The organism is Bacillus sp. BACIII (genome assembly GCF_057836745.1).
This window is the reverse complement of sequence record NZ_CM174437.1, coordinates 3808047-3833166: the sequence shown is the minus strand read 5'-3', so window position 1 is coordinate 3833166 and position 25120 is coordinate 3808047. Positions and strand designations below refer to the sequence as shown.

The window sequence follows — 25120 nt, the reverse complement described above, 5'->3', positions numbered from 1 at the left end:
ACGTATATCAAGTAGCCGATAGAGTTGAAACATAATTAAATGAAAGTGAGCTTTCCCTTTGGGGGCTGCTCACTTTTTTTGGGGGGGGGGGGTTACACTCTCCACTCAAATTTTAATTGTGGAGGCAATTCACTATCTCTTGGGGCATACCAGATAATTTTATTTATGAATGACATAAGTTCATGATTTAAGTCTGCTCCATCTATTGTATGCCAATTTTCCAGAAAGAAATCTAATTTGTTAGCAAAGGACTTTTTTGACCTTAATGCGTCTTCTTTAGTTTCCTCCAATAATTCAGTCAGTTCTTTTTCCAATTTGTTTAATTCTACCTGACGTATTTTTCTTCTTTCCTTAAAGGATGAGATATTGATGAGTTCCTCTTCTAATTGAATTTGTAAGATGTTGAGAGCCTTTTTCGATTTGTTGATTTGTTCTTGTAATTTGTTTATTTTAATCTGCTTAATATCATTAGCTTCTGTGTGTTCTTCGAATTTTATTAATTCTGATGAGATTTCATGATGTTTTTCATGTATAGCTTCAATTACGAGGCTTATCATAGTGTCATGTTTGATTCCCCTATTATTACATTTATTTTTCCCTAAAGGATCTGTTTTATTGCATGGCTGAATGGCAAGAGCGTCATTTCTGTCTCTCCTTCGAGAAACTGTATGTGTTCTGCCGCATAAACCACATTTGATTAAGTTAGATAGAGGATGTTTTTTTTGTTTACCTCTAGGAGAGAGAAGTTTTCTTTGATCTAAAGCCTCATTAGCCATATTCCAAGTCTCTTCATCAATAATTGGGGGAGCTGCATTTTCAGCGATTATCCACTGATCTTTTGGGCGCAATTTTCCTTCATATAAATTCCGCCCCTTCACACGATTTGATATTATCACGCTTTTATATATCTCGGCACGTATCATCCTGGTTATTGCATTTCCTGAGAAGTAGCGGCCTCTATTTGTTTTATAGCCTAGTCTATTCAATTCTTTAGCGACTTTATCAACGCCTAAACCATCTATGACAAGTTGAAAAGCGAGTTTTACAGCGTCGGCTTTTTGTTGGTCAATTTCGAGAGAACGATCAAAACGGTTGTAAACTAGTCCATAGTTTGGAACACCATTTGACCATCTTCCCATTTTTGCACTATCTTTTTTTCCTTTTCTTAGCTGTGCTTTGATATTTTCGTATTCCCAGTTGTTAACGAAACCAGTAAACTTCAAAGCCTGCCAATCTTCTTGAACTTCTAAGTCGTATATTCGTTCACTGTCCGTTATGAAGAGGATATCTTCTTGTCTGAGAAGGCTCATAAATTTTGGTGTCTCAGCATCGTCCCTTGTAACACGAGCTAGGTTGACAGAAAGGACTGCATCAAAAATACCTTCAGAAAGTTTTGATAATAGCTTCTGGTATTCGGGCCGATTTTCATTCATAGAGTTTCCAACCTCTTGAAAGAGTTCATAATCCCATTTGTTTTTATTTGCTATGTCAATTAGACGTTTTCTGTGTTTCTTCAATGTTTCTTCAGTTTCTTCGCCTTCCTTATTACGAGATTTCCTGAGGTAGATAGCCACATGTTGAATTCTATTTTGCAATTCCGCCATTTAATCACTCCTACTCCATATTTAGAAAAAAGTATAAGTAATTTATTCATAATATAACATATTTTGAGTGGTTAGTTTAGTGGACATGGCATCAATGACAAGTCGAATAGCCGATGCTGACAAGAACCGGCTTGTTTTCGCGTTTCGCTTTTTCGAAGGCTTCTTCTCCCCAAGGGTGCCAGTTTACTGGGTTGTGGGCGTGTTGAAGTAAGTACGGTGACTTCTCCGTGATTAAGCCGTTGGGTTTGCTATTGTTTGGCATGGGATCACCTTCTTTATCTTAAATTAATTAATCATAATTATATTTCTCAGTGTGTTGAGAAATATGTACCTAGCTTTATGATTGTGCTTTTTCAGTCATTTCTTATTTTTGTGTTTTATTTTATCTGGGCTAATTCTTTTATACAACTAGGTATAAAGGTCAAACCAGTTACTCCAAATTTTCATCAAGGAAATGAATTAATTCTTGGCCTCCTATTAATTCCAACGTTGGCTTATCCCTTATGTATTCTAGAGCCCCCTTAGTGAAACCTTTATTAACAATCAAACTTGTTGCTTTTGCTAGAGCCTCCCCTAATGCTCTTGCCCTTTTTACATCTACATTCTTTTTGTGTCTTTTACATTCAATACTTATTCTGTGCTATGAACAAGTACAGAAGATATTATATTGTCTATTAGGATGATAGGGGGCTATTGACTTGGATGTGTTGCATGAATTGAGGGCGCAATATGGCAAAGACAGAATTTATGTCGAGATAAATGACTGTATTACAACAAGAGAAAAAAATCGAACCTGTAAAAGTTGATCTTAGACATTACCTTTCAGGCGATGAAAAACTTGGACATCGAGTCTGTCTTCAAACTAATCTGCGGCGGAACAGACGGCTCCCGGCTGTATACATGGGGGAGCCTTGCCCGAATATCTTAATACTTGCGGGGAAACTTCACGGCAAATACAAATATATTTCCGCCGACAATATGGTGAAAGCTGTGAATGTTGTTGTGGAAAGTGCGAAGTTATTTGAGAAAAGAGCATAGCATACTAAAGACAACGACAGCAAAAAGATAGAGCTGTCGTTGTCTTTAGCCTAAGAACATCATAGTGCTAACGAAACTAATAAACTTTCACAATAAACTTTTGCACTGACACTCCATCACTTCCAATAATATGAAGATCAACAGGTTGATATTTGCTCTCACTATTATTTAAAAATGTAAAAGTTACCGTTCCATTTAATAATTGATAGGGTTTTAAATCCGAAATTTTTTCCCCTGTCTTATTATCAATAAAGTCTATTGTCTCAGTTTCTTCCTCACCTCTCATCATTCTGTAAAATTCAGGGTGAAGTGTAAGCTTATCTTTTGTCGTATTTTTTAATTCAATTGGGATACGATACTCTGTTACTTTATTTCTCATTTCATCAATTGTATTAATTTTCTTTGCTTTTCTAAACGTATGAGATATTTTTAGAAACTCAAACGTTTCATTCGTGGTAACATTTTTTTCGGTTACTTTATAGTTGGAGTACTCCCCATTCACTTGTTGGTATCGAAATAAGCTGATCAAAATGAAAAAAATAAAAAAAACGACCGTTACTAAAATGATTTTTTTTCTAGTCATTTTTCTTTTCCTTATCGATCATAGTTTCTTTAACAATTTTCCCAGACTCAATATCATAAATAATATCAGAAATCTTTTGAAGCGTTTCTCTATCATGGCTTGCAACCAGAATTGTTTTTCCTTCATTTTTTAATGATAATAGCAATTGGTGTACTGTTTTAACCGCTTCTTCATCCAAAGCATTAGTCGGTTCGTCCAAAATAAGCAACTCCGGATTTTCCATGATCGCTTGAGCGATCCCCAAGCGCTGTTTCATGCCGAGTGAATACTTTCTGAACTTTCGCTTGTCATTTGGATCAAGACCCACACGAGAGATTACAGCAGAAACTTCATGATCATTGATTTTATTTTGAATCATAGATAGCAATTTCAAGTTTGCAAAACCAGTATATTCCGGAATAAACCCAGGGTACTCAATTAATATTCCGATACTTTCAGGAAAAGAAATATTTTTGTGTAATACCTTTCCATCAATAATTACTTTGCCTTCACTTGGTTTCACCAATCCCGATAACACACGAAACAACATTGTTTTTCCAGACCCATTAGGTCCACGAAATCCATATATCATTCCCTTTTTCAAAGATAAATTTATATTTTTAAGAACAATGTTCTTTTTGATAACTTTGTTTACACTTTCAACTTTAATATATTCTTCTGACACGAGCTTCACCTCAATCAAAGTTCTTTTTCATTATCGATGCTGTATTCATTAAAATAATCTTGGTTGATTAAACATATATAGAGAACTACAGCAAATATTATCCCGAAACCGCCAATTAAATAAATCATTTCTGAAAATAATCCGGGTATCAGCCAAGACGTCATTTCTAATGAAATCGGGTCATTAATTAAAGAAAACTCAAAGTAAGTATGAAGCATCTTATCAAGAATGACCACAGATGTGACAATGATAAAGCTGTATATATACTTCTTAATAAAGACATAACAAACGACTGCAAATAGTCCAATCATATGAAACAACAATAAGCTTGTAATGATATATCTAACTATCATCACATTCGATGAATAGTATTGATCCAAAGGTAATTTATTGCCATATAAAAAATAAGGAGCCCCTTCTGGCGATAGCCATACATTATCCCATCTTCCAGACAGAAAAACGCCGAGAAGGACTCCGCCAACGAGATACAGAATGGTAAACATTAAAGAAATCCAAAAAACACGAGATAATAATGATAAAAATACTCTCTCTCGTTTTTGATAACGAATAAAACGGACTGAATCAAAAAAAGGCAGTACCCCGAAAGAAAGGAACATTAAAAACAGGGGCAACACTGGAAAAGCAAATGTATAGGAAGAGAAAAATAAATTAAGCGCCTGAGGCGGTCCCATTATCCCTTCTTTCGGAATACCTTCTTTTACCAGATATACTATACAAAGCAAAAAACACAAGAACCAAAAGCTTAACCGCCTTTTATGACGACACATATCTACTAAAACAAAACGAAGCTCGTTAACGAACAACATTTTTCTTAGCTCCTAGAATGTATAGTAGAAGACCTAAGATGAACCCAACGATCAAGTGTAAAATAAGACTCTTCAAACTAACACCATCTGTAGCCTGTTCCTGCAAAAAGCTAGTTGAAATCATTTCTTGATGGCCAATCGTTGAAAGCAGCATGTTAATTACGTATAAACTTGCAAAGGGTATAAGTAAAACTATAAATGATCTTTTGATAAACATTCCCGCTCCCAAAGCTACACTTGCAAACATGCCGGAAAAAATGCCAATGATAATTACATATAACATCATATGAACAAAGGGATGTGTATAATATAATTCTGGAAAGAAGGTATTATCAGATGCCAAGGGCATCTCGTTGTTAATAGCTCTATCAGGCCTTATATTTGGAAGTTTCATAAATGACAAATAGATATTTAACAATAGAGGAAAAATGGCAGTCACGACTCCAGCTAAGAAATTAATGAAAAATAAACTGAAAAAGTATTGTGTATGCTTGCCTCGGATCATTAAAAAACGAATAAACCCAGTTGAACGATCTCTTGCGTAAAGATCCGAAAATGGAAGTGTTGCCAGAATTGGGAGCAAGAACATGTAAAGAGCCGGATAATCGGAGATTCCACCTATCCCCATCCATTTTGTATAGGGTGTAAAAGAAACCCCTCCAGTTAGTTCCAAATGTTCTGTTAATGGCATTTCCTCTGTCCAAAAATAGGCCGTGGCCAAAACTGCTCCAATTGCCAATGAGACATAAAAAGACGGTCGTTTTAGTAATCGAAATAGCAGTAAATAAAACATAAATTTCCTTCTCTCACTTTTATTAAATATAGAAGCGACTCAGAAAAACCTGAGTCGCCGACTTTCATATGATTTTTTCATAATTTCAGTCTTCTGATCTCATCAAGGACTCTTTGGATCATAATCAGGACTCCACTTACCATATGCATGACCAGCCGCATTTTTCTTTGCACCTATTGTAACAGAAGGTGTTCCCAAGCCAAACCATGTGTTTTCAACAGCCAAGTTCCATAGTAGTTTTCTTCCATAGTAGTTTTTCTTTATTGTATAATAGTGCCCGCCTGAAACATCTTTTCCGCGAGATCTTGCCCAAGCTTCATAAGAAGTATTATTTTCTGTATTAAACATATAATAATAAGAATCAGTAAATTTTGTTCTGGATGTGGTTTCGTCATAAGGATTTCCTTTTAGAAACCGAAAATTATAATCTGTATTCTTATAGTTTGCGGTCGGTTCTCCTGCATAAGCATGCATAATTCCTATAGTAGAAAGAGATAACCCTAGTACTAAAGTTAGTGTAGTTATTAGCTTCTTTATCATGTGTTTCTCCTTATTGTTTTTCTAAAATAAAAAATTTATCTGCAACGCCGATGCAATCGCCATTTTTATTTAACCAAATCATTCTTAGCGCTATCTTTGCTTTTTTGCCTTTAAACTTAGGCAAGTTGATTAAATAATCATGATCTGCAGCTTCACTTTCGTAAGACTGCTTCCAATTATATGTATGTCCTTTATCATCTTGAACCTTTCCCAATATGGTTGACGGAAACGGCTCTTTCTGACTAAAGGTCATCGCCAGTTCATAATTTTTAGGAAGCGGTCCGACTTCTATTTTCTTGCCTTTAAAAACCCTATCAATTCTCACATCATTATTTTTTATTTGACCTTGATAATAATGATCATCTTCCATCTTGTCCCAAAATATAACCTCAAACAAACTTCGACCTTGTTCGGTATCAAAATAAAAAATATTCGGTCTTTCTTTATTGTTGTTATCCAAATCTTCAATCCTTATAGAAGGATCTGGGGTTTTATCTTTTATTACGTTATTGTATTTGTTTGTTTGACATGCACTAAGCATAGTTATAGCAATTAGACTAAAATAAACCAAAAATATTTTTTTCACTTTCTTCTCCAAAAAACCCATAATTTGTACCGGTACTAAATGATTATAACATATATTAAAAGAAAATAATACCTTTTAATTTATTTATTTCAAATGCTGTGTTATGCTAATACCTAGTTGATTTATAGGAAAGGAATTTATTTTATGAATAGTTTATTCTTGCTTTTTAAAAGGGACTTGGCCCTTGGAGTTAATAAAACCACCAGGGTTTTCATTATATTATTTATGATTGCGCTATTGAATTTTCTTTATCCTCTGTATTTTCTTCGTACTAACATACCTGACAGTTCTATCGCCTTTTGGGATCTCATTGGTAAAACCTTTTTAGGTGTCCCTTTTGAACTTGTCCAACAACATACATTTGAGTTTCCTTTTGGGTGGTTACTATTTCAGCTAAGCGGGGCAATATTGATCAACACATACATAAAGGATGATCTATTTGCTCACAGTGCTTTTGTCAGGATCAGAGCAAAATCAATATTCAAATTATGGGTAAGCAAGCTGTTTTTTTCTTGTACTGTAATCATTGTGTTTTACATATCATTATTGTCCTTAACTTGGGTTGTTTGGAAATTGAGTGGGGGTACAACAAGGGAGTTGACAGTTTACGGCGAAAGCATTCTGAGATACTCATCATTTCAATTATCCTATAGTCAAATAATTATTTATTCTATTGTTTTAAATATAGGCGGAACATTTCTCATTACTTTTATTTTTGCGTTTTTTTCGTTAATCTTTAAAACAATTTATAGCTTCGTAATTTGTAGCTGTATTTTGTTTTTCTCAATTTTTTCAGATAGCCCGATATTACTTGGAAATGAAAGCATGTTGATTAGACATCCTTTATTTGGTTTCTCTCCTGTTGTTTCTATTAGTATTTCATTAGTCACAATACTTACTGTTTGTATTACCCTCTTAATTGGAGGAGGTTTATATCTATCAAAGTGTGAATTGATATCTGATGCAAAAATGGAATAATATAACTTAAATACACTAATCTAGGGTCTTGAAATTTAAAGTAGCTTTTGAATTTATTATCAAACTTTTTTCCTTGGTTTAAAACTGGATCTTCGACTTGCTGAAATAAAAATTCAGCACATGCTGTTTATCTGGAGCCTTTTGTATCCCCCTTTTCTGAATCCGTCAGAACAATACTTACATTGGCGAATGACAAGCAACCCATGATTATACTCTTGTATGAAGTGTGAAATAAAAAAGCTATACCCTACAACGTCAATTCGAATAAGAGACCACGGATGAAAGTATCCCCCATGACGTCTTCATCTTTTGTCAGGACAATGACTTTTATAGTCGGTAAAAAGCGACGGAACTGTTAATTGCAAAAAAGGCTGCCGGCACATCATCTATATCAACGGGAAGTATATCCTCCCGCCGATGCATATTAAAACAATGGATAAGAATGGCCATGTTTTATATTTGGGAAATTTATTGAAAACTTTAACTCCGGGGTTAAGGATTGGATGGATAGTGGGGCCGAACCAGGATATTAAAATGCAGATAGATTACGGGTCCAGTTCATTATCCCAAAGGGTTGCAGCGGGAGTGGTTTATATCCGATCAATATCAGCAACACTTAGAACATGATAATAAGTTCTTACAAACCATTCAGCAGTTTTTATATCTTTTAAGTATATTTTTCCTTCTTTAATTATTAGATGATCTAAGAAATGATCAACTTCCTCCATTGTGATGTTTTCGTACCGATACATATCTCTTAAGGTATAATCGATTCTGTCAGCGCATAACTCAGGAGCTGGCTGTTCGAGCAAATTCCAATTAGAGTTGTCTAATAGAATGTCTTTGTAATGTAATCCATATGTACTGAGAATATGGGGGATTTCTGAATCAGTTATGATTTGATGATAAATGTTTTCGTGATAATCCTCATTTTTATTGTTAAACACAAAATCAATAACGTGTGAAAATGCAGTATGAGATACATCGTGAAGTAAACCTGCGATTTGTTCTTCTAAAGAGCCGCCCAATTTTTTTATGAGAAGCATTACGCCTATGGAATGTTCATACCTCGTGACATTCCACTTTTGATTCACAACATAACTTGCTCCTCCTTGGTAAACACCTTTTAGTCTTTGTACTGGATGACTGAAAATAAGCTCTTCAAGAATTCCATCTACAACATAATCGCCATAAATACTATCTGTTATCTTCATTTTCCTTACACCCCTTTTATGCGCCAAGCATGGCAAAGAAGCTGCAACCTATCGCATCATGGATTTTCTTCCTTTTAATATTGATATACTTAACATATCACAATTCTGAAAAATTCAGTTAAGCCTGATTTTATTTGCTTCCAAATAGATAAAACACACCCCGATGACTGTGACTGCTCCGCCTAAAAGAGAAATAAAGGCGGGGGCTTCGCCTATCCAAATCCAAGAAATGAGTAAGGATAAAGCGGGTGTTGCGTAAAGTGAAATGGCTGCTTCTGAAGCGCCGACGATTGAAGTGACGTATGCAAGTGCAAAGTATGGGATAACCGTTGGTAATAGGCCTAAGTAAACGACAGACCATGTAGAATTCATCGATGCGTGAACAACCTCTCCCCATAACCCCGGAAGAAATACCAGCATTGGCAATGTTGCACCCCAAATGGTGAATGTCACAAATGGAATAAAACCATACTTTTTTATAAAGCGGGATTGAAAGACAAAATAGATACTCTCTGAAAAAGCAGCCAGCAAAATGAAAAGAATGCCTTTTATTGAATGAGCATAGTCTGCTGCCCCAAATGAAATCAATGCTACACCCAATAAGCTAATGATAGATCCGGCCCATTTGGAAAGACCGAAATGTTCACCAAAAAACAGACGAGATAACATTGCAGAAAAAATCGGTGTCATGGTTACGAGTAAGCTTGCAACTCCAGCGCTGACTGTTTTTTCTCCGATATTCAGCAAAATGTGATAGAGTGCAAAACCTAGAAATCCTAAAGATAAAATCGCAGGGATATCCTTCATGTCAGGTAAACGCATATGAGTCAAAACAGCAAAAACCAACAGTGCCATTGACCCAATCAACAAGCGAAACAAAGCGAGGTGTTCCGGCGTGTAACTTTCCAAACCCGCGTGAATTCCCGGAAAAGCTGATGCCCACAACCCAATCATCAGACTGTAAGATATGCCGATTCGAACCGTATTCTTTTTCAAAATCTTCACTCCTTATCTTATAAAAAACCAACCAGCTATTTAATGTGTTTTATACTAATAAAGATTTGATAAAATGGCTTCAACCAGTTAATCAAATGTTGAACCAACCACTTTTGGTAAAGGAGATCGCTTTTTATGAGTTTTACAGAAGGAAAAACGGTTAGAAAACGGCCGAAATACTTACAGATCATAGATTATATAAAAGAGAAAATAGGAAATGGAGAATGGCCGATTGGAAGTAAGATTCCAAGCCAGCGCACGCTTGCTAAACACTTTGAAGTAAACAGAAGCACAGTCATTACAGCTTTAGAGGAATTGACGGCGGATGGATTAATCGAAGGAAGAATGGGTAAAGGGACAGTTGTTATCAATAATACATGGACACTTTTAGCTAAAAATTCCTCCCCAGATTGGGATCAGTATGTAAACTCCGGAATTCAGCAGCCAAGCAGAAGAATCGTCCAAGAAATCAATACATCAGAATCAAATCCGGAACTTATTCAGCTCAGCAAAGGGGAGCTTTCAAATGAGATTTTTCCTTTGGCTGTTATGAAAGACATAATGGGAAAGGTCTCTCAAAACATAGAGGCATTCGGATATGAGGAACCAAAAGGATATCTGCCTTTGAGAGAAGCATTAAGCGGCTATTTAAGAACAATCGGGATTCAAGCTTCGCCTTCTTCGATTCTTATTGTTTCTGGAGCGCTGCAGGCCTTACAGCTTATATCAATGGGGCTTTTGCAAAGAGGATCGACCGTATTTCTCGATCAGCCGTCTTATCTTTATTCGCTGCATGTATTTCAGTCAGCCGGGATGAATCTTACCGGGCTCCCTATGGATAAAGAGGGACTTCTGCCAAACCACATTCATATGACAAAGGGAGAACGGGGAAGAGCCATATTATATACAAATCCCTGTTTTCATAATCCAACCGGCATTTTAATGTCAGAACGGCGGCGGGAAGAAATCCTTACGGCAAGTGAGAAAAACCAGCTTCCCATTATTGAAGATGATATATATCGTGAGCTGTGGATAGATAACATTCCGCCGGCGCCTATTAAAACAATGGATAAGAATGGCCATGTTTTATATTTGGGAAGTTTATCGAAAACGTTAAGTCCGGGATTGAGGATTGGATGGATGGTGGGGCCGGAACCAGTGATTGAACGTTTATCTGATATTAAAATGCAGACAGATTACGGCTCCAGTTCATTATCTCAAAGGGTTGCGGCGGAGTGGCTGATATCCGGGGAATATCAGCAGCACTTAGAATATGTGAGACATCAATTAAGAATGAGAAGGCGATATGTGACGAGAGCTTTGGAAACCTATATGAAGAATGCAGCTCAATGGAGTATTCCAGAGGGGGGATTTTTTATTTGGTTAAAAATAATCCCTTCAATATCTATGAAATTACTTTATAAAAAAGCTTTAGCAAAGGGAATTCTGCTTAATCTCGGCAGTATCTATGCTCAAGAAAAAGGAAATTATATTCGCCTGTCATATGCTTACGCATCCTTGGAAGACCTTCAAAAGGGAATTTATGAATTGGGTTTGATTATTGGGGAATTGGCAAGCAGATAAATTTAAAAGACAGCAGCATGCCGGAATTCAAACTGCATGGTTCGTTTTAAACTTGGCGAATCGGGATGAAGTGAGTGACAAGGCAGAGATAGATAAGAAAGTTTAAGGGAGATCAGAATATTCTAATCTCCTTTAACTACGGTCAATCTTGCATCCGGCCGTTTGTTATTCGGTTAAGCCAACTCTTTTGTCATTAAGACATGCGGGATACCGTCTTCCATAAATTCCGGTGAATCTGTCTGATAGCCCAGTTTGTGATAAAAGCCTTCCGCTTGTGTTTGTCCATGCAGTTTACATTGGGTGATGCCTTTTTCTTTTATCATGTTTTCTAATTCTCTTATGATGACTTTGCCCAACCCGTATTTGCGGTAAGGCTTCAGGATGCAGATTCGTTCGAGCTTGCCTGAATGGTTTACGATGCGGACGCGTCCTGTGCCGGCAGGCTGATTTTCATGATAAACCAAGACATGCCCGCACTGTTCCTGAAGCGTATCAAATTGATCAAACTCATCGGATTCGGGTACTTGCTGTTCCTCAATGAATACTGTTTTTCTAATCTCGAGCGCTGCTTGTAAATCAATTTCCGTCGTTATTCTTTTTATCCTCATCATTAACCAATCCTTTTCACATATTAGTCTGGACTGCACGGCTTGCTTGTGGTCTTATAGAAGTAACGATAAAACAATTATATTGTAAATGCAACAAAAATACGAAGGGTTTGAAAAGATATGACTGATATTTTGCGGGAAATCGGCATGATTGCACGGGCATTGGATTCCATCAGCAATATTGAATTTAAAGAATTAGACTTAACAAAAGGGCAGTATCTCTATCTTGTTCGTATATGTGAAAACCCGGGAATGATACAGGAAAAATTGGCGGAAATGATTAAAGTCGACCGAACAACAGCGGCGAGAGCGATAAAAAAACTGGAAATACAAGGGTTTATTGAAAAACGTCCTGATGATCAAAATAAAAAAATAAAAAAACTGTTCCCGACCGAAAAAGGAAGAAAGGTTTATCCGTTATTGCAAAGAGAAGGAGAGCACTCTGCGGAAGTAGCCTTGGCCGGCTTTACGTCTGAAGAAAAAGAAACCATTTTCAGCCTTCTACAGCGGGTGAGAAAAAATATAGAACATGATTGGGAATATGTGAAGAAGGGAAACAAAAGGGATTACTAAAGGATAATAATTCCTTTTGCTGTGTGATTGTATTTTGAATGATTAAAGCCGTAAATGGATACTTTATCTGTAAAATCACTTTCCTCGGCACCTGCTTCACAATCGGCCGATAGGCTTGTTTGTAACGAAAAGTATCAATTATGGTATATTTAAATTAGACAAAAATAATTGAAGCGGGGAATGATATGAATACAATCGAAAAACAAAAACGTAAGAAATCCAAAGCAAAATCCATCGTACGGGCCATCATGGTCATCATCGGCGGAATCATTGCCGCGTATGGGCTGGAAACCGTATTGATTCCGAATAGTGTATCTGACGGCGGGGTGACCGGACTCAGCATTGTCGGTTCACAGCTGTTTCATTTGCCTCTAGGGATCTTAATTGCGGTGATCAATATACCGTTTGTCTGGTTGGGATATAAGCAAATCGGGAAAGGTTTTGCGTTTCTATCCATTATCGGCATTATCTCACTTGCCGCGGGTACAAGCTTTTTCCATCACACGCCGGCTATCATCGAGGGAGACACTCTGTTAATCACCGTTGTCGGCGGGATTATTATCGGCTTGGGAATGGGCTTGGCATTGCGCAACGGCGGCGCATTAGACGGAATTGATATGCTGGCCGTGCTGCTGTCACGGAAATTGCCGTTCGGCACGAGCGACCTCATTTTATTTTTAAACATTTTTGTGTTTATTTTTGTTTCTTTTGTATTCGGGCTGCAAGGTGCTTTGCTTTCCGTGATTGCTTACTATATTGCGTCTAAGGTGATTCATGTGGTTGAGGAAGGCTTAAGCGGTTCGAAAACATTTCAGATTATCACCAACGAGCCTGCATTAATGGTCGAAACCATTCGTGAGGAATTAGGCCGAAGCGCTACGTATAAAGAAGCATACGGCGGTTTTTCTCATGAAAAATTCAAAGAAATCACATGTGTCATCAACCGTTTGGAAGAGACCAAACTGAAGGAAATTATTAATGACATTGATAAGCACGCCTTTGTAACGGTATATGATGTGGCTGAAGTAAAAGGCAGTAATTTCAGAAAAGTTCATAATCATTAAGAAGCGAGCTGCCGTTCACCGGCAGCTTTTTTTAAAAAGGAGAAAACACTTGCAAAAAAAGAATAACGGATGTATATTATTGATATATCAAACATTGACTGGTCAATTAATTGCGCAAAAGAAAGTAGGGATGGGTTTTGACAGCATGTTGTTCAGAGGAAGGCGAGATTTTATATCAGCTTCAATCACTGCATAAAGTAATCGGAGCGAAGTTTGAAGCGTGCACCGGAATCAGCCAATCCCGTCTTGAGCTTCTCGCCGTGCTCTTTCACGTCGACGAGATCAGTCAAAGCGATCTTCAGAAAAAGGTGAATATTGATGGTGCGGCTGTTACAAGACACTTGAAACAGCTTGAAACCAAAGAAATGGTCACAAGAAGGCGCAAACCTGAGGACAACCGCATTATACTTGTCCGGCTTACTGAACAGGGACGGGAGAGAATTGAGACTTCCAAAAAAGAGAAGGAGCGTTTCATAAAGGAAATGCTTGCCGGTGTCAGCGCGGAAGAGCGCAGTATGTTAAAAAACGTATTGTCGCAGATGCAGAATAATATAGAAAATATGAAAGCATAGGAGTGTATTACACATGGAAACAGAACTGAAAACAAACGACTTTATGGACATTATGAAAGGCCGCCGTTCCATTCGAAATTACGATCCGGCTGTAAAAATCAGCAAAGAAGAAATGACTCAAATCTTGGAAGAAGCAACGACAGCGCCGTCTTCAGTTAACGCGCAGCCATGGCGTTTCCTCGTCATTGACAGCCCTGAAGGAAAAGAAAAACTCGCGCCGCTCGCCAGCTTTAACCAAACGCAAGTCAGCACATCATCTGCGGTGATCGCGGTTTTCGCAGATATGAACAGTGATGACTATTTAGAAGAAATTTATTCAAAAGCGGTCGAACTGGGCTACATGCCGCAGGAAGTAAAAGACAGACAAATCGCTGCGCTGACGGCACACTTTGAAAAACTGCCGGAGCAAGTAAACCGTGAAACGATTCTGATTGACGGAGGCCTCGTTTCTATGCAGCTGATGCTTACGGCACGTGCGCACGGCTATGACACAAACCCGATCGGCGGCTACGACAAAGAAAAGATCGCCGAGGTTTTCGGAATGGATAAAGAGCGTTATGTACCGGTCATGCTGTTATCAATCGGAAAAGCGGCGGACGAAGGATATGCTTCCTACCGTCTTCCTATCGAAACCATCGCACAATGGAAATAAGGTTGAAGTGAAGCTGAGAGGAGAGAGACAGTGGACATGATTGCAGCTGTTTTCGTCGGAATTGTAGCTTTAGAACATATATTTATCATGATACTTGAAATGTTTTTTATCAATTCGAAGGCAGCTAAGCGGTCCTTCAAGTTGCCTAAGCATTTAGAAGGTGATCGGAATGTGGCGGTCATGTTTGCAAATCAAGGCCTGTATAATGGATTTCTGGCTGCCGGCCTCATTTGGGGGCTGATCCTCGAAGCTGATCCGATTGGCCATATGATTCAATTGTTTTTCGTCATCTGCGTGGTCATCGCTGCTCTTTTCGGCGGCTTTACTTCAAACAAATCAATTATCGTAAAACAAGGACTTCCGGCTGTTTTAGCGCTTATTTTTCTTTTAGCGGCGTAGCAGACGGAGTGAGGGCTTCCTTCTCGGAAGCCCTCTTTTTTTATTCTGTTTTGAAGAACAGTTTCGGCCGCCGATGCTTGCGCGCATCGGCTTTTTTTGTCAGGACGGCATTGTTCAGCCGAAATGTTCAATCACATGCTGTTTGAACGTTTCAGCAACAGGAGATAAAAATCTGCCTTCTATCCAGGCGATGCCGATCACGCGCTGGCATTTTGGCCAGCTGATGCGTATTTTTGAGAGGTTGCTTTGATCCAATCCTTTTAAATCAGGCAGAATGGAAACGCCGAGACCGGAGGCCGTAAAGCCGGCCGCAGTTGCCGCCTCTTCACTTTCGAACATGATCTTGGGATGAATATCTGCCTGTTCAAATAGCTGATCAGCCGTCATACGGAGCGCATACCCCTCTTTCAGCAATATAAAAGGTTCTTCGGCGAGTTCGTCCAGGGTGACGGTTTCACGATGCGCCAGCCGATGTCCTTTCGGTACATATAAAAAGAGTTCCTCACTCCATAATTGCACCCATCGAATCGACTTTTCGGGTTTAGTGGATGCGAGAAGGCAGAGATCAAGCTTACCTTCTTTCAGCTGATCGAGCAGCCAATAGGAATGGTTTTGTCTTAATGTAATGCTGATCCCGGGGTGTTTTTGCTGAAAGGTCTTGATGACATCCGGAACGATAGCTGTCCCGAGTGTATGTAAAAATCCAAGAGATACTTCTCCTTGATCCGGCTGCAATAAAGCCTGAATTTCCTCTCGGCCGTCAGTATACTCTTTCATCATGGTCTGAACCCGTTTTAAAAACATTGCTCCGTATTTGTTCAATGTAATCGAACGGCCCTGTCTGTCAAACAGCGGGACGCCTAAGTGGTTTTCCAATCGGGAAATTGAGCGGGAGAGTGCGGGCTGTGAGATGGACAATAGCTTTGCGGCTTTTGTGACATGCTCAGTTTGTGCGAGCGTTTGGAAATATTCAAGCTGTTCCCATTCCATCAATGTCACCTCTTTCATTTTATTACTTATAGGCATTATAGATATATTTATTATGCATTATACATCATAAGAGGCAGGTGCCAGTATGGCAATGGCATATATGTACACAACCGTACATCTCGGTTTTTTCTATTGGTATCCTTCGTTGTGCTATGAGCCAGGGCGTTTCATTATTCTTTTGCTGAAAGTTTCCTTTCTGCTCATAAAGACTAATAGATGGAGTGAACTCTGTTTTTAAGAGAGCTGATCGGCAAATATGGTATGATTTACATAATTAGGGAGCGGGGTTGCAGAAGATGAATTTGAAGAGGGCGTATTACTCTATTTTATACAGCCAGACCGCTATCAATTTAGGATTCTCACTTTATACAATGGCTGTTATCTTGTTTTTGTTTACAAAAACCGGTTCGACGGCGGCGGCCTCTCTCATGACGTTCGTCAGCATTGTCTTTCGCGTATTGGGAAGCGCCGTTTTGCCGCTGGTCACCGCCCGGTTCACGCTTCGGTCTTTGTTAATCGGTTCTCAATTGATACAGGTGACACTGTTAGTCTGTTTGTTTTATGTGATCCAAACCGGTTCATCCGCTTTCTTTTTTCTGCTGTTTTGTCTGATCGGAGGGATTTCTTTTTGCAACGGCTGGTTCGCTCCGATAAAAAGCGCGCTGATTGGAGAAATCATTCCTTCTGATCAAAGGGCAAAGGCGAACGGCTTATTATCTGCGGCGGATCAGACCGTACAGTTTGCCGGATGGTCTCTGGGCGGCGTCATCATCGCGTTTTTGGGAGAAAGCTATACAATAATCATCACTGTCATGTTACTGGTTTCTTCGTTTTTGGGCATCATTCTGTTTCTTCAAGTACGCATCCGTGCGACGGCAGCAGTCAGGGAACGTTCGCTTTTTGCAGATGCGGCAAGCGGCTGGGTGTATTTATTTCAGCAAAAACAGCTGCGGGCCCTTATGGTGATGGATGTGATCGAATCGTGGGCAGGCATGATATGGATCGGATCTGTGTCCTTAACTTATGTGCATGACGTCCTTCAAAAAGGAGAAGCGTGGTGGGGATATGTGAACGGAGCCTATTATGCAGGTACGATGATCGGCGGCTTGATCATCTATAGGTTATCCGGTAAGTTTCAGCGAAGCCTCATTCCGCTTATGCTCACGGGAGCCTTGGCATATGGAATGCTCACTTTTATTTATGGATTGACCAGCAGTGCCGTTCTGGCCCTTTTTCTGGTGCTGTGTATGGGGCCGGCTTGCGTATTAAGAGATCTGACGCAGGAAACCTTTCTTCAAAACATCACGACCGAACAGACACGAGTCAATATTTTAGCGGCGAGATCAGCATTCGTTCAATTGATCTTTATGTTTTCCATTATCGGAACGGGGATGATCTCGGATGTATTCGGCGTGCGGTTTATTTATATAAGCGCGGGGATTCTTTTATTATTTTCAGCCTTTATCGGGTTTTCTCAGCTGCAAATGAAGAAAACGGTACAGAGCCGCATGTAGCGTGGTATAATGAGGAACGTACGTTCTGTATCGAGAGAGGAGAGGGTTTTGTGGGACATCTGGCACTGCAATTGTATGATTATCATCTTTGGGCAAATCAGCAAATCTTCACCCGGCTTAAAGAGCTTCCGGAGGATGTGTACCGTAAAGAGGTTCAAAGTGTCTTTCCGTCGATAGCCGGTGTATTGACTCATGTGTATCTGTCGGATAAGGGGTGGTTTGATGTGTTCTCCGGAGAGCGTCTGGAGGATACGCTGAAATCAGCTGAACAGCAAAAAGAGGACATCTTGTCTAAAGAGATAGAAGAGCTGGAAGATCTATTTTTGGAATTGTCAGACCGATATCAACTATTTTTGCAAAAGGAGGAAAATATCAATCTCTCCCTTGAAATAGAGCATCCGTCAGGTGACATCATGAAAACCACGGCGGCCGATATGATTCTCCATGTTGTGAACCACGGAACGTATCATCGCGGGAATATAACAGCCATGCTCAGACAGATGGGGTATGCTTCTGTGCCGACGGATTACGGTATTTATTTATATATAAACAAAAAGTAAACAAGACAGCCAAGTCGGCTGCCTTGTTATATCCGTAAAAAGCCAAATCATATGATTTGGCTTTTTCGTTTGCTAAGACATGTTCTGCAAACGTTCTAAACTGTTTTTCCAATTCGCTTCAAGCGCTGCAAGGGCAGCGGCGTCATCCTGCTGTTCTAATGCGTGAATGATAGCAGCGTGTTCATTGTATGATCTGGTCAATGCATCATCTTCGCTGAAATAGCGGATCTCCATTCTCTGGATTTTCACCTTCAGGCCCGCAAGCAATTTGCAGAGTTCGGCATTGTCTGTAAGCAGAATGATGCGATGGTGAAATGCATTATCCGCTTCCAGAATGGCCATTTTATCGCCGGCTTTCACCGTTTGAAGCAGCTCTTCATTAAGCTGTTTCAATTCCTGAATCACTGCAGCGTCCATATGCGGGAGGGCTTGCTGCAGGGCGAGTTTTTCAAGCGTCCAGACAATGGAATACAAGTTTTCCGCTTCTTTTAACTCAATCGGAGCGACAAGCGTCCATCTGTTTGCCTTTGTCATGACCAAGCCGTCATCTTCCAAGCGCAATAAGGCTTCCCGTATCGGAGTGCGGCTGATTCCCAATGTTTCCGACAGTTCCTTGTCCTTTAACTTTGTTTCAGGTTTGAGCCTGCCTGTTATGATCCAGTTTCTGAGCGTGTGATACACTTCGTCCCGCATGATGGTTCTTTTCAGCACAGGTTCTTTGTTTTGATTATCCAATGGAACACCTCATGAATCGTAGTATACATACAAGCATTTTAACACAGTCTGAACGCCGGTTAGAAATGAAGAGAGATCTAAGGTTGAATTGAACCGAGATGCTTTATCTCAATATGCTGAAAGTCAGCGGAACCGCCTTCAGAATAGAGCGTGATTCCCTGATCTTCGGGTTTTGGAAACACTTCATTTGTGAGAACGGTTTTTCCGTCATCTGCAAATACTTCAATACTCGTTTTATCCACGAGAATTTTCAGATGAACGCGCCCTTTTTTTCCGTCAAATGGTGCTTTGCTTTCAGTATATGTCCCGGTTTTATCAGGCTGATCTGTAAATGATCTGTTCACATAGGCACAGCCGTCTTCTGCTGAAATACCGACATCAATATGCCGCTTTTGGTCTGCTGATTCTCTGAGTCTGACGCCTGCATTTTTGATATCAGACCAAGAGATATCCATGTCAAGCTGATACGTATCACCCTTGATCGGCAGTGTTTCAGAACCGTTCACCTGTTTGTCTTCAGTGCCGTCCGTTGAAGAGGTTAATTGGTTCAATGCTTCAACCGGCTCTGACATCAGGCTGTAGGTGCCGCCGTCCTGCTGCTGAAGGCGGATTTCACGAACGATAGAATCCGTGCCGTTAAAGCCGTTCTTTAGTGTCGGTGTTTCATTCGGATAATCCCAATTGTTCATCCATGCCAGCGCATAGCGTTTTGTCAGCGGATCTTTGCTATTGCCGTCCTCAAATGTGACGCCCCCGTACCAGTCAAACCCGTAATCGAGCCATTGCGGCTCCGCTTGATCGGCAGTAAATTCTTTTCCGTCAAAGTTTCCGGTCCAATAAGCGTACGTATTCGGTTTGCCCTGAGGTTTGCCGTTTGCGCTTGCGCCGAGAATCCACATGGCCGTTCCGTCATCTGCACGCATCATATAAAGGTCAGGGCATTCGATGAGGCCGATCTGCTGGGTAATAAAACCGCCCGTGTAATGCCAATTCTTTAAATCGGGTGATTCATAAAAGCCGATTTTTTCGCCCTCGGCCATGGCCATCACCCATTTATTATCCTGTTCATCCCAAATCACCTTCGGGTCCCGGAAATCTTTAGTGCCCGGGTTTTTCATGACGGGCTGATCACTATAGGATGTAAATGTTTTTCCTTTATCCGTGCTGTACCATAAATATTGTTCTTGTGCTTCGGTTTTGGCCGTCGGCTGCGTTGTGATGGCGACCAGTGCGTTTTTGCCGAAGCCTGCCGTGTTGTGTTTATCAATGACGACAGAACCGGACCATATATCGCCGTTTGGGTTGGTGTATTTCGGAATAGCCGTGCCTTCGTCCGTCCAGTGCACCAAGTCCTTCTGATACAGCGTGCCGCCATTCAGTGCCGTTGCCGTTCGGATAATCCCGATTATAAAGATAATAGTAATGATATTTCCCATCGAAAAAAACGGGTTTTTGAGGGTCGTTTTTCCATTTGTCCGGGGTTGTGAAATGATATGCCGCCCGGTAATCCGGTTTATTCTTCGTGTTTGTTTTAGAGGAATTGTTGCTTTTGTCCGGCAGTAAGCCGACAAACAGGAACGCACCCAGAATGATCAATATTGCAATGGGCCATTTTCGTGCCATGATTGAATTCACCATCTTGTTTAGAAATAAAAGAAAATGCCAATGAAATATCGGCATTTTCTTTTTATTATGATTAGTTGTTAACCGTAAGCTGTCCTTGTTCAAGGATGCTGTTTTTGACAACGGATGTTTTCTTGCCTTTGATGTTCATTAAGAAGCTTGGCGCAAAAGTTGCTTTTTTATCCTCAAAGAAGCCTCTGTTTGTCATGTAGCTTGTGATCACGACATTGTTGCCTTTGGCTTGAGGCACTGCAAAGTGAGAGTATGTGAATGTCACATCGTTAGGATCAAGACCCATTTGCAGTACAAGACCTGTTTTGTTAAGCGGCTTGTAAGGACCTGTTAAAGAGTTTGATACATAACCAAGCATGTAAATATCGTTTGAATTAATACCGTCGATCGTCATTTTTGAACCGCGTGAATCAGTGAACAAGTACCATTTGCCGTTCATTTTGAAAACGTTCGCGCGCTCGATTTCATCAGTTACCGTGTTTGAAGTGATCAGCGGCTTCATGACTTTTTTCAATGTGTAGTCATTATTTAACTCTATCATACCGAGGGCGCCGTTCGCTAATTCAGCATCGCGTTTTTTAGCACTCTGCTGAAGCTTCTGGCTTTCTTTACGGAAGAAGTTCGTGCTGCCGCCGTAGTACGCTTTGTTAAATAAAGATTCTTCGCCTTGGTATCCGTTATCTGTTCCTGTGTTGGCTTCGAATACAAGGTATTTATGGCCTTTGTCTTCAACGTAGTGAGGGTCTCTCAGCGTATGGTTGTCGCCGGATGTATAGTTGCCTTCATCGATAAACTGCTGAACGTTCTGATATGTTTTTCCGTCGCCGTCAAAAATCGTTTTGTGGTCTTCCACTCCGTTGATGTTGAGCGTGCTATCGGATTTTGACACATTTACCTGCGCCGTTGTAATACTTTGTTTGCCGTAATGTTTACCGGAAAAGTCAGTGTAGAATAAACGGATTTTTCCGTCAGAAGTAAGGGTGGCAGAACCGGACCATTCTTGTGTCTGATCTTTCAGGATTTCATCGTTGGCGTCGAACTTATCGCTGTCTTTAAAGACACGGCCCGCGTTTTTCCAGCTGTCGATCGAGTTGTCGCCGACCTTTTGATAAAACATGTAGATTGATGTGTCATCAGCGTCTTTCGGGCTTCCAGCAAGAGCAAACACGACGTGATAGCCGTTGTATTCAGCTACTGTTCCGTCAGCGTTTTGGAGCGGCCAGCTGTCCCACACATCCAGTCCTTTTGCAGATTCAATATTTTTAATCGTTGATTGATCGAATTGAGGCACTTGGTATTTTTCGTCTTGCTGCTGTTTAGGGATCTGCAGCATATCATGGCGTGTGATATGAGAGACGCCGTACGTTTCTTTGTAAGGTTTTTGGGTATTTTCTTTCGCGAAGGCTTGAGTCGCTCCCCCTGCCAGAAGTGCAGTCGTAAAAGTTAGAACTGTGGCTCGTTTTGCAAATTTTTTGATGTTCATGTCCATGTCTCCTTTTGTATGTACTTTGTTGCGATCTGCCGATTCGATCCTCCCGCATTCATGGATGGCAGGTTTGTTACAGAAAAAAAGACCTAAAATATGCCAGGGGTGACGCCAAAGAATACACTTTGCCCTTAACACATTTTAGGTCTTGCCTGCTTTATCAGTAACAATCCTGCGTGATTTACTTGTCGACATCATTCTATTCGACTCTGAATCTATTGACAACTGGTCTAATTTCCTCTTTTGGAAGATAGTAAAATGAAAAAAGACCCTTTAATATATGGGTAATTGAGACTAAGGGATGCTCCAGGCCTAGGAAAAAACCTCTCTAAAAAAAGAGAGGTTATTTTTTCTTGATAGATAATAAAGCGATGGTGGCTAAAATCAATAAAGTACCCAGCCATTCTGATAGTCCGAAGGGAACATGCAGCCAGATCACTGCTAAAAAAGCTGCCGACAGCGGCTCCGCACAGGCGAACAGGCTGGTTTCAGAGGCACTCAGATATTTCAGGCTTTCCAAGTAGCAATAAAAAGCGATGAGCGTTCCGAAAATGATGATAAATACAATCGCGGCATATGCGGATAATGACCATTGGCCTTCAAATTTCCAAGGCGGCCGGACTAAGCTGAGAGCGGCCCCGCCGATCAGCATGCCCCATCCGACGATAATGGCCGATCCCCATTTCTTCAAAAGCCGATGCGGCTGAAGAGTGTAAAACGCCAGCGCAAAGGCTGAGCTGATACCCCAAAACACGGCCAGGCCGGATATGGACAGGCTGCCGGCATTCCCGTGCGTGACCAAAATAAATGTGCCTGCAGCCGCTAATAAGACGGCGAGCAGTTCTTTCGCTGAAGGCATTCTCTTTGCGCGGATCGCTAAAAAGCATGTAATAATGGCCGGCCCTAAATATTGGAGAACGGTAGCGGTGGCCGCATTGCCGTACTCAATTGCCGCGAAATAGGTGTATTGAACGCCTAACATTCCGAAAATCCCGAATAAAAGAAGAGGAACCTTGTCCCGTCTGTCTTTCCAAACAGCCCATATGCGTCCTTTTTCTTTGCGGTACGCGATTCCGAGCAGAAGCGCCCCTGAAAGCAGCAGCCGTACAGAGGTCAGCCATTCTGTATTAAAATGGCGGTCCTGAAACAGATACTGGGCAACTGTTCCTGAGACCCCCCATAAGATAGCTCCTGTAAGCACAAGCCAAATTCCTGTTGTTCGTGAATAGGAAAGAGCAGCGTGTTTCTCCAGTGTAGAACCCCCCTTTGCTGTATTGATTTACAATTAATAGAAAACGCCTTTCATGTGATATATTATATATTACATATCAAAACGCGTCAAAGCGATTTTTTTAGTTAGCGCTTACAAAAAAGGTCGTAAAAAAAACACCCCGGCGGGTTCCCGGGGCGTTTTGGTTATTCTGCAATCGCGTCTGTTAAAACAGGAACGACTTGTTTCTTTCTGGATACGACGCCTTTTAAAAGAGCCGTGTTGTTTTCTAAAGTGACATTGAATGCTTTTTCCACTTTTGACGCCTGATCGCCGATGGCAAGCGCAAGGGAATCGTTTTCCAAAATGTCCGTAATCACGAGAAGGAACAGATCAAGGTTTTTCTCAGCAATGACTTTTGAAAGGGCCGCTTCTAATTCCGGCTGACGCTTTTTGACATCTTCAATATCAACTGTGTTGACTTGGGCGATTTCGACTTTTTTGCTGCCGAGCGTGAACTCTTTCGCATCAAGGGAAATCAGCTCTTCCACCGTTTTTTTGCTTAAGTCGGCGCCTGCTTTCAGCATGTTTAAGCCGTACTCTTCCGCATCTACGCCGGCAATTTCAGCAAGCTCTTTTGCCGCCGCGATATCCTGCTCTGTGCAAGTCGGAGATTTAAATAAAAGTGAGTCGGAAATAATCGCTGACAGCATAAGACCGGCAATTTCTTTCTCGATTTTCACGTTATTTTCTTTGTACATTTTGTTTAAGATCGTAGCCGTACAGCCGACCGGCTCTGCACGATAGTAAAGAGGTTCCGCCGTTTCGAAGTTGGCGATACGGTGATGGTCAATGACTTCAAGAACCTGAACGTCTTCAATATCCTTGATGCTTTGCTGGCGTTCATTGTGGTCAACAAGGATGACGCCGTTTACTTCGTTTGCGGCTGTTTCCACGAGACGCGGGCTCTCCTGCTTGAAATAATCAAGAGCGTATTGTGTTTCGCCGTTGACTTGTCCTAGGCGGACAGGCTCAGCATTGAAGCCGAGTTTATTTTTTAGATCAGCGTAGGCAATGGCAGAGCAAATGGTATCTGTGTCTGGGTTTTGATGTCCGAAAATAAGAATTTTTTCCATAATAACTCCTTGTCCTTTTTTGTAGTGTAAACAATCTTTTTATAGTTTAACACGTCTTGCGGAGGGTGTAATCTTCAAAACCTTAAAAATTGATGTGAAAAAGAAGCATTTTTGTTGAGAGTGGGAGCAGATTGCGAGTAAAATACTGGGTAAGTCAGATGCTAATCAGCATGTAGTATCAAAAAAGGTACTATGGAGGATGAATTATGAACATATATCCGAATAAAGAAGGTTGCCCGGTTGAGCTGACACTTTCCGTTATCGGCGGAAAGTGGAAGGGTATTTTGTTTTATCATATGATCAGCGGAAAAAAGCGGTTTAATGAGTTTCGGCGCATCTGTCCCAGTATTACGCAGCGTATGCTGACGCTTCAGCTTCGGGAGCTTGAGGCGGACGGCATCGTGCATCGTGAAGTGTATCAGCAGGTGCCCCCAAAGGTTGAGTATTCACTCACAGAATTCGGCAGGTCGCTTGAACCGATCGTGCTGCAAATGAAGAAATGGGGAGACGCCAACCGGGAATTTCTCGAATCATACCGGGAAAAAACGTCGGCTCAAGATCAGTCCGCTCAAAAATAAG

General features: G+C 40.6%; 25 protein-coding genes and 5 pseudogenes. 12 read left to right on the top strand and 18 right to left on the bottom strand.

All coding sequences use genetic code 11. The features are described 5' to 3' along the window. Positions 1-92: 92 nt before the first annotated feature. The 3 genes and pseudogenes from ACXN9U_RS18930 to ACXN9U_RS18920 form a co-directional block, all read right to left on the bottom strand. Positions 93-1604, bottom strand: a complete 1512-nt coding sequence (locus ACXN9U_RS18930) for a recombinase family protein (protein ID WP_489202031.1) — start codon at positions 1602-1604, stop codon at positions 93-95. A gap of 94 nt (positions 1605-1698) precedes the next feature. Next, positions 1699-1866: pseudogene (locus ACXN9U_RS18925) on the bottom strand (DUF255 domain-containing protein); the annotation flags it as partial. 168 nt (positions 1867-2034) lie between these two features. Beyond that, positions 2035-2232, bottom strand: a complete 198-nt coding sequence (locus ACXN9U_RS18920; protein WP_369422770.1) for a restriction endonuclease — start codon at positions 2230-2232, stop codon at positions 2035-2037. A 76-nt stretch (positions 2233-2308) separates the two neighbouring features. On the opposite strand from ACXN9U_RS18920, the pseudogene ACXN9U_RS18915 reads away from it, so the two are divergent. Then, positions 2309-2642: pseudogene (locus ACXN9U_RS18915) on the top strand (peptidase T); the annotation flags it as partial. A gap of 76 nt (positions 2643-2718) precedes the next feature. On the opposite strand, the gene ACXN9U_RS18910 reads toward ACXN9U_RS18915, so the two are convergent. The 6 genes from ACXN9U_RS18910 to ACXN9U_RS18885 form a co-directional block, all read right to left on the bottom strand. Continuing rightward, positions 2719-3225 (bottom strand): hypothetical protein, encoded by a 507-nt coding sequence (locus tag ACXN9U_RS18910; protein WP_060963808.1) that lies wholly within the window; start codon positions 3223-3225, stop codon positions 2719-2721. Continuing rightward, a complete protein-coding gene (locus ACXN9U_RS18905) occupies positions 3218-3889 on the bottom strand; it encodes an ATP-binding cassette domain-containing protein (protein ID WP_025650112.1) in 672 nt (223 codons plus the stop codon). Before ACXN9U_RS18905 ends, ACXN9U_RS18910 begins: the two co-directional genes overlap by 8 nt. Positions 3890-3903: 14 nt before the next feature. Next, positions 3904-4716 carry a hypothetical protein gene (locus ACXN9U_RS18900; RefSeq protein WP_060963809.1) on the bottom strand — a complete coding sequence of 271 codons (813 nt, stop codon included), beginning with the start codon at positions 4714-4716 and terminating at the stop codon, positions 3904-3906. Further along, positions 4703-5509 (bottom strand): hypothetical protein, encoded by an 807-nt coding sequence (locus ACXN9U_RS18895; RefSeq protein ID WP_060963810.1) that lies wholly within the window; start codon positions 5507-5509, stop codon positions 4703-4705. The genes ACXN9U_RS18900 and ACXN9U_RS18895 overlap by 14 nt, the downstream gene beginning before the upstream one ends. Positions 5510-5611: 102 nt before the next feature. Further along, positions 5612-6049, bottom strand: coding sequence for a DUF2712 domain-containing protein (locus ACXN9U_RS18890; RefSeq protein ID WP_060963811.1), 438 nt, complete (start codon positions 6047-6049; stop codon positions 5612-5614). 10 nt (positions 6050-6059) lie between these two features. Then, on the bottom strand, positions 6060-6635 hold the full coding sequence (locus ACXN9U_RS18885; protein WP_082761633.1) for a hypothetical protein: 576 nt from the start codon (positions 6633-6635) through the stop codon (positions 6060-6062). 144 nt (positions 6636-6779) lie between these two features. Here ACXN9U_RS18885 and ACXN9U_RS18880 point away from each other — a divergent pair, with 144 nt between their 5' ends. Together ACXN9U_RS18880 and ACXN9U_RS18875 are read left to right on the top strand one after the other, a co-directional pair. Beyond that, positions 6780-7613, top strand: a complete 834-nt coding sequence (locus tag ACXN9U_RS18880) for a hypothetical protein (RefSeq protein WP_060963813.1) — start codon at positions 6780-6782, stop codon at positions 7611-7613. Positions 7614-8021: 408 nt separating this feature from the next. After that, a pseudogene (locus tag ACXN9U_RS18875) lies at positions 8022-8235 on the top strand (PLP-dependent aminotransferase family protein); the annotation flags it as partial. 4 nt (positions 8236-8239) lie between these two features. Here ACXN9U_RS18875 and ACXN9U_RS18870 read toward each other — a convergent pair. Further along, positions 8240-8827: pseudogene (locus tag ACXN9U_RS18870) on the bottom strand (HD domain-containing protein); the annotation flags it as partial. 114 nt (positions 8828-8941) lie between these two features. Continuing rightward, complete coding sequence (locus ACXN9U_RS18865; protein WP_489202030.1) at positions 8942-9823, bottom strand: DMT family transporter; 882 nt, start codon at positions 9821-9823, stop codon at positions 8942-8944. 135 nt (positions 9824-9958) lie between these two features. Here ACXN9U_RS18865 and pdxR point away from each other — a divergent pair, with 135 nt between their 5' ends. Further along, positions 9959-11407, top strand: coding sequence for a MocR-like pyridoxine biosynthesis transcription factor PdxR (gene pdxR, locus ACXN9U_RS18860; protein WP_489202029.1), 1449 nt, complete (start codon positions 9959-9961; stop codon positions 11405-11407). Between the two features lie 173 nt (positions 11408-11580). On the opposite strand, the gene ACXN9U_RS18855 is transcribed toward pdxR, so the two are convergent. Continuing rightward, entirely contained in the window at positions 11581-12015 is a 435-nt protein-coding gene (locus ACXN9U_RS18855) for a GNAT family N-acetyltransferase (RefSeq protein ID WP_060963816.1), read from the bottom strand. A gap of 120 nt (positions 12016-12135) precedes the next feature. On the opposite strand from ACXN9U_RS18855, the gene ACXN9U_RS18850 reads away from it, so the two are divergent. The 5 genes from ACXN9U_RS18850 (at position 12136) to ACXN9U_RS18830 (ending at position 15275) form a co-directional block, all read left to right on the top strand. Continuing rightward, a complete protein-coding gene (locus tag ACXN9U_RS18850; RefSeq protein WP_045925748.1) occupies positions 12136-12588 on the top strand; it encodes a MarR family winged helix-turn-helix transcriptional regulator in 453 nt (150 codons plus the stop codon). 185 nt (positions 12589-12773) lie between these two features. Further along, complete coding sequence (locus ACXN9U_RS18845; RefSeq protein ID WP_060963817.1) at positions 12774-13652, top strand: YitT family protein; 879 nt, start codon at positions 12774-12776, stop codon at positions 13650-13652. 137 nt (positions 13653-13789) lie between these two features. Further along, complete coding sequence (locus ACXN9U_RS18840) at positions 13790-14224, top strand: MarR family winged helix-turn-helix transcriptional regulator (protein ID WP_016937339.1); 435 nt, start codon at positions 13790-13792, stop codon at positions 14222-14224. 13 nt (positions 14225-14237) lie between these two features. Further along, positions 14238-14876, top strand: coding sequence for a nitroreductase family protein (locus tag ACXN9U_RS18835; RefSeq protein WP_060963818.1), 639 nt, complete (start codon positions 14238-14240; stop codon positions 14874-14876). A 30-nt stretch (positions 14877-14906) separates the two neighbouring features. Further along, complete coding sequence (locus tag ACXN9U_RS18830) at positions 14907-15275, top strand: DUF1304 domain-containing protein (RefSeq protein WP_060963819.1); 369 nt, start codon at positions 14907-14909, stop codon at positions 15273-15275. A 114-nt stretch (positions 15276-15389) separates the two neighbouring features. Here the strand turns inward: ACXN9U_RS18830 and ACXN9U_RS18825 are convergent, their stop codons facing one another. Next, complete coding sequence (locus tag ACXN9U_RS18825) at positions 15390-16265, bottom strand: LysR family transcriptional regulator (RefSeq protein ID WP_489202028.1); 876 nt, start codon at positions 16263-16265, stop codon at positions 15390-15392. Positions 16266-16561: 296 nt separating this feature from the next. Here ACXN9U_RS18825 and ACXN9U_RS18820 point away from each other — a divergent pair, with 296 nt between their 5' ends. Next, positions 16562-17779, top strand: coding sequence for an MFS transporter (locus ACXN9U_RS18820; RefSeq protein ID WP_489202027.1), 1218 nt, complete (start codon positions 16562-16564; stop codon positions 17777-17779). 50 nt (positions 17780-17829) lie between these two features. Next, entirely contained in the window at positions 17830-18339 is a 510-nt protein-coding gene (locus ACXN9U_RS18815; RefSeq protein WP_489202026.1) for a DinB family protein, read from the top strand. A 72-nt stretch (positions 18340-18411) separates the two neighbouring features. Here the strand turns inward: ACXN9U_RS18815 and ACXN9U_RS18810 are convergent, their stop codons facing one another. The 5 genes and pseudogenes from ACXN9U_RS18810 to ACXN9U_RS18790 all read right to left on the bottom strand — a co-directional run bounded on the left by ACXN9U_RS18810 (position 18412) and on the right by ACXN9U_RS18790 (position 24541). Next, positions 18412-19074, bottom strand: a complete 663-nt coding sequence (locus ACXN9U_RS18810) for a GntR family transcriptional regulator (protein ID WP_060963823.1) — start codon at positions 19072-19074, stop codon at positions 18412-18414. Positions 19075-19151: 77 nt separating this feature from the next. Continuing rightward, positions 19152-20709: pseudogene (locus ACXN9U_RS18805) on the bottom strand (glycoside hydrolase family 32 protein). Positions 20710-20770: 61 nt separating this feature from the next. Beyond that, positions 20771-22192 (bottom strand): glycoside hydrolase family 68 protein, encoded by a 1422-nt coding sequence (locus ACXN9U_RS18800; RefSeq protein ID WP_060963825.1) that lies wholly within the window; start codon positions 22190-22192, stop codon positions 20771-20773. A 346-nt stretch (positions 22193-22538) separates the two neighbouring features. Further along, on the bottom strand, positions 22539-23474 hold the full coding sequence (locus ACXN9U_RS18795; RefSeq protein WP_420913156.1) for a DMT family transporter: 936 nt from the start codon (positions 23472-23474) through the stop codon (positions 22539-22541). A 137-nt stretch (positions 23475-23611) separates the two neighbouring features. Beyond that, positions 23612-24541: a manganese-dependent inorganic pyrophosphatase gene (locus ACXN9U_RS18790; RefSeq protein ID WP_004393053.1), complete on the bottom strand. Its 930-nt coding sequence runs from the start codon at positions 24539-24541 to the stop codon at positions 23612-23614. A 206-nt stretch (positions 24542-24747) separates the two neighbouring features. Between ACXN9U_RS18790 and ACXN9U_RS18785 the strand changes: the two genes are divergently transcribed. After that, a complete protein-coding gene (locus ACXN9U_RS18785; RefSeq protein WP_060963827.1) occupies positions 24748-25119 on the top strand; it encodes a winged helix-turn-helix transcriptional regulator in 372 nt (123 codons plus the stop codon). The last annotated feature ends 1 nt before the right edge of the window (position 25120 follow it).